We start from the raw sequence: 4,329 nt of genomic DNA, 5'->3' as shown, positions 1-4,329 counted from the left end.
GATTTCCTTTAGTTTTAGTCCTTCATTTCCAATTTTAAAAGATGATAAGTAAAATTTCATATTATCCTCACCGTCGTCTTTAAATTTGATTATGAATAGCTTTTCATTTGTTCCGTTAAATGGCCCGTTAATTGAACACCACAATCTAACAAAAGTATATCAAACATGCCGGAAAATTGTTAGGCTTCCATTAAATTATTCCTTCTCCATCAGTTGATCAAATTCATCCATATGTCTCTCTCGCTTGTAATCATGAAATGTTTTTCGCATCGCTTGCTTCAAACGAATAACGGAAACATGTAAATCATTATTTCCTCTTCCGTTGTACTTTTGGAAAAATGATTGCTGGTTTTCTTTTTCCAGTGCATGAAACTGTCTTATAGCTATTTTTTGTTTGAAGTCCGACATTCTTTCTTTCTTATCGACCGCACGCATTTCAGTTAGAATAGCGTTTCCCATACGCTTTTTAAGGTCATCTAATTTGGTGTTTTTATATTGTTGGTAATCACTTCCTTCACCGTACATTTCTTGCATCACATCTACTTCTTCATCCAATTTTGTTTCTAATGCTTGGATCTCTTCTGGATGAAACTGTTCTAAATAAATTTTATTGGCTCCTCGCTATTTGATGTTGGGAGCATAACCAAAAGATAGAATCGTAGTCGGTTTGACACGGAGCCTCTGCGGGCATGATTCACGAGCCAAGACGCCAGTATCAAAGGATATTGGCTCACGCATCCCATGCTATCATGCCCGCCTCTCCGTATAAAACCTCCTAAACTACCTTCTGCCCCCATACTAAATAGCGGGGAGGCATTTTATTTATTTCATTTATATATGGCCTGGCTTCATTGATAGATTTATAACCATAACGCCACTGTTTTCGGTCATCAGGCAAACGGTTCATCGCTTCTTTAAATAATGTTTCTGTTTTTTGGAAAGATGATAAGGAAATATTATTTTCCTTTTTGTATCGTATGGTCCCACGCAGCAATTCATCTATCTTATTCCGCTCATGGGCACGATCTAAAATAACATTGGCAACTTTAGACTTCATTTTGTCCAGCGTTTTAGGTTTTCGTTTGGCCCGATATTCTTCATGCCATGTATTCGATTCTTTATCCAATACATTCATTCGTTCTCTTGTTGGATGTGGCTCTACGGTTGCGACATGTACATGAATGTTATCTGTATTGTAATGCAGGGATGCCGTCCAAACTGCTGATTGCTGCATCCCTTCTGCCTGCAACATGGCTTGCATGGTTTCACGCACAACACTTCTCATTTTTGTTTCGTCAACGGTATGAGTAACTGCATTGTATAGTCCTTGCTTACTCAACCATTCATTATCAAAAGAGATCACATCTTGCCACATTGGCGATTCATTTTGCTGCGCTAATTGAAATAGTTCTTTAACTGTTTGCTTTTCTTTGGCATCCAATCTGTCTTTACTAGAGGTAAATAACTCCCCTTGCTTTTCCTCATCATCCATATAATCCATGAATTGATAGAACACATCAAAATCATTTTCTTTATCAGATAAGACATCCATTTTTACATGTTGTTTCGCATCCTCACGATCCATATAATTAATGTAATCGTTAAATGCACTCGACCTAGGTGTAACAAATTTACTTCTCAATACAACTGCTGGACTCATTGTTTACTCCTGAATTTTTGGTTGTATTTAATTCCTATATTTCTATAAACTGATTTACTTTGAAAATATACTCGATATATCAAGTTAACGATAATGATTTCCAACTCCTTTAGTATTTTTTTGAAAATAAAAATATTAATTGATAAAATTGATACATTACAATACTTATAAGGAGACTAGACAATGTCAATTGAAACAGCCTACAGTTTGGAATTAAAAGATGTAATTTCTGCACTAGAAGCTAATCAATATTATCGCCAAGGAAAACTACACGACCCTCGGGCATTTTCATGTATAGGTAGTGATGACTGCAACGCCCAACTTACATGTGCCAACTTATCTAAATTACCTAATGAATGGATTGTACCTCCTTACTTTAAACAATCATCAGATTTAAGTCCTCATTCTTCAAACTGTGACTATGTGAAACATAAAGCCACAGCAAAGAATCAAAAAGGCAACATTGACAGTTCTTTAATAAAGACAGGAAACTTTAACTTAATACTTGACCTAGACGGTTTTAGTAAACCCAAAGCCGATAATCTCACCATTAATGGAAAAACAAATAGTGGATCTATAACTAGTTATACAAAAAAGTCAGTTTCAAGCAAAAATAAGATTCAACAAAAGAATTCCGACATAAAATCTTTGCGAAAATTAGTAGATGTTTATCAATCTGAAGACTACGATAACTCAACTACTAAAGTTAATATAAATTCATCATCTTTTACCTTAGAAAAACTTTTCTTCAACCTCGATAGCAAGAACAAGATAAAGCATCAGCAACATATCTATTTCGGAAAAGCAACAATTTACGAGAGAAAGGAAGAAGATAAGTTTTATATAATTGAATTTTCAACAAAGCACTATCACATCTCAAAAAATAAAGCTGTAACTGACAAACCCTCAATAATGGTTTTTAAAGATCAACTTCAAAAACATAAACACTTAAGGAGGTTTGAAAAGTATGTTAGTACTGGCAATACTTTCACCTGTTATTTTTTTGGTTATCCAGAACTACAAAAATATATCAACTTTAAATTACATAACAACTACTATAATCTATTCCTCAGAGACTAAACTAGGCAAAGAGAGATCTTATTTGTTTAGCCAATGTATCTGTAAATGGTTTATCTAATGCTATTTTGTATTCCGCCCCAGTTATTTCAACTATAGCAAAAGAGGACTTTATATTTTTTGTAAAGTTCTCTTTTAAATAATCATTTACTTCTTCAAGTGAATTGGCTCCAAGTTCAAAAGCAAAGTTATCAAGTATAATGAGAAAAGACCTTTCCGTCATATAATACTTGCCACCAACAGAAACTGAAAAATCAAATGGTAATTTCATCTTTTTCATCCTCCTTCCTTATATTTAAAAAAATATTCTCTGTTTATTCCCGACTTCCCGATTGTGATTGTTGCTTCAATTCCTTTTGTCGTTCATAATCTAATTTCTTTTTTCGCTGTTTGTGAATTCGTTTTTGAACTAATTCTTCTGCCTGTTCCATTCCTTTTGTTTTAAATTCTTCTGTTGTAATTAAGTTTTTAAATTTATTTACAAGGTAGTAATGGTTCATGAACTCCAGAATGATTTTCGTGTCACGATCAATAACATTACTTGCTACTTGTATGCGATTCATTTTCTCTTTTACGAAATCTAATTTTTCATCCAGTAAGTCAGAAATCGTTTGTTTGAATAGAACATATTCTTCTTCTCTACTTTCAAAATAAGCATCCACCATTAGGGCAATGGCATTCGCTTGAGATGTATGATTTTCATTAGCTGCCACTTTAATTTTTCCTTTCGTTTCAGCGCTTAACAAAAAATATGATCCTTGCTTTTTCTCTTCTGTCATGCTCATTTTAATTTCCCTCCTTGTCGTCCATTGCAAATGTTTTGTCTAAAATGTGATCCGCTTCTTCGGGATTCAATCCAAGCGCATCGCATAAAACCAAGTACAGATTGAGCGTTCTTTTTTCCAAATGATTTAATTGTTTGAACGTCATTTCCAATCCATCAGCAACTCGACTCACGGTCACATCTAACTCTTTTTCTGCTAACTTAATTCCATCAAATTTCACTGCATCCTCTACCATTCGTTTCAGCAAAACATTCCTTGATACCTTTTGTTTTTTAGCTTCTTCATCTAATACTTTTACTGCTCGAACATCTACATCCCGAATCTTTATTTCCATTCAAATCGGCTCCTCTCACACATTATATTGGAAAATCGGAAAATCCCCGTTCACAAGAACAGGGATTGTTGAACAGGATAAGGGGAAAGTGTACCCACATAGCGTGGGTGACTAGGCAGCGCCTAGTTTTCCAGTAAGCCCATTTTTTCAATCAAATATATACCTTTCATATAGGTGTTTCTTGCTGAATATATAGGTTTTATATAGACCTTTTAATGCTTATTTCCCCTCTTTTTCTGAAGGCTTATCTTTATTTTTCTTCTTTTGCTGTTGCCTTTTCTGCTCCTCCCTCTATTTATTTCGACTTTCTTAAAATATCGCTGTTTTTCTCACTTTTCCTACCACGTTTGATGAAGCCATCTGATAAGGATGAAGATTATATATCAATAATGGAAAAATATGGAATTGTCTAGTTAATCCTAATACACTTAGCGCCCATATTTCTGAAAACTAAGAAAAGTATATCATATGAT

Annotated in this window: 6 protein-coding genes; 1 reads left to right on the top strand and 5 read right to left on the bottom strand. The window is 34.1% G+C overall.

Going from position 1 to position 4,329, the window contains the following annotated elements; all coding sequences use genetic code 11:
* Positions 1 to 195 precede the first annotated feature (195 nt).
* Positions 196 to 555 (bottom strand): relaxase MobL, encoded by a 360-nt coding sequence (gene mobL, locus E4U82_RS19215; RefSeq protein ID WP_245183662.1) that lies wholly within the window; start codon positions 553 to 555, stop codon positions 196 to 198.
* A 220-nt stretch (positions 556 to 775) separates the two neighbouring features.
* A complete protein-coding gene (mobP2, locus tag E4U82_RS19210; RefSeq protein WP_245183661.1) occupies positions 776 to 1,660 on the bottom strand; it encodes a MobP2 family relaxase in 885 nt (294 codons plus the stop codon).
* A 183-nt stretch (positions 1,661 to 1,843) separates the two neighbouring features.
* Between mobP2 and E4U82_RS19205 the strand changes: the two genes are divergently transcribed.
* Entirely contained in the window at positions 1,844 to 2,740 is an 897-nt protein-coding gene (locus E4U82_RS19205; protein ID WP_135111854.1) for a hypothetical protein, read from the top strand.
* Between the two features lies 1 nt (position 2,741).
* Here the strand turns inward: E4U82_RS19205 and E4U82_RS19200 are convergent, their stop codons facing one another.
* Genes E4U82_RS19200 through E4U82_RS19190 form a run of 3 tightly spaced genes read right to left on the bottom strand, consistent with a single transcriptional unit; the run spans position 2,742 to position 3,856 of the window.
* Positions 2,742 to 3,008, bottom strand: coding sequence for a hypothetical protein (locus E4U82_RS19200; protein ID WP_135111853.1), 267 nt, complete (start codon positions 3,006 to 3,008; stop codon positions 2,742 to 2,744).
* A 43-nt stretch (positions 3,009 to 3,051) separates the two neighbouring features.
* Positions 3,052 to 3,522: a hypothetical protein gene (locus E4U82_RS19195; protein WP_135111852.1), complete on the bottom strand. Its 471-nt coding sequence runs from the start codon at positions 3,520 to 3,522 to the stop codon at positions 3,052 to 3,054.
* Between the two features lies 1 nt (position 3,523).
* Positions 3,524 to 3,856, bottom strand: coding sequence for a hypothetical protein (locus tag E4U82_RS19190; protein ID WP_135111851.1), 333 nt, complete (start codon positions 3,854 to 3,856; stop codon positions 3,524 to 3,526).
* Positions 3,857 to 4,329: the final 473 nt, after the last annotated feature.

It is taken from the genome of Lentibacillus salicampi, from assembly GCF_004565465.1.
In the GTDB taxonomy this organism is placed as follows: domain Bacteria; phylum Bacillota; class Bacilli; order Bacillales; family Amphibacillaceae; genus Lentibacillus; species Lentibacillus salicampi.
This window is presented reverse-complemented; position numbering and strand designations above follow the sequence as displayed.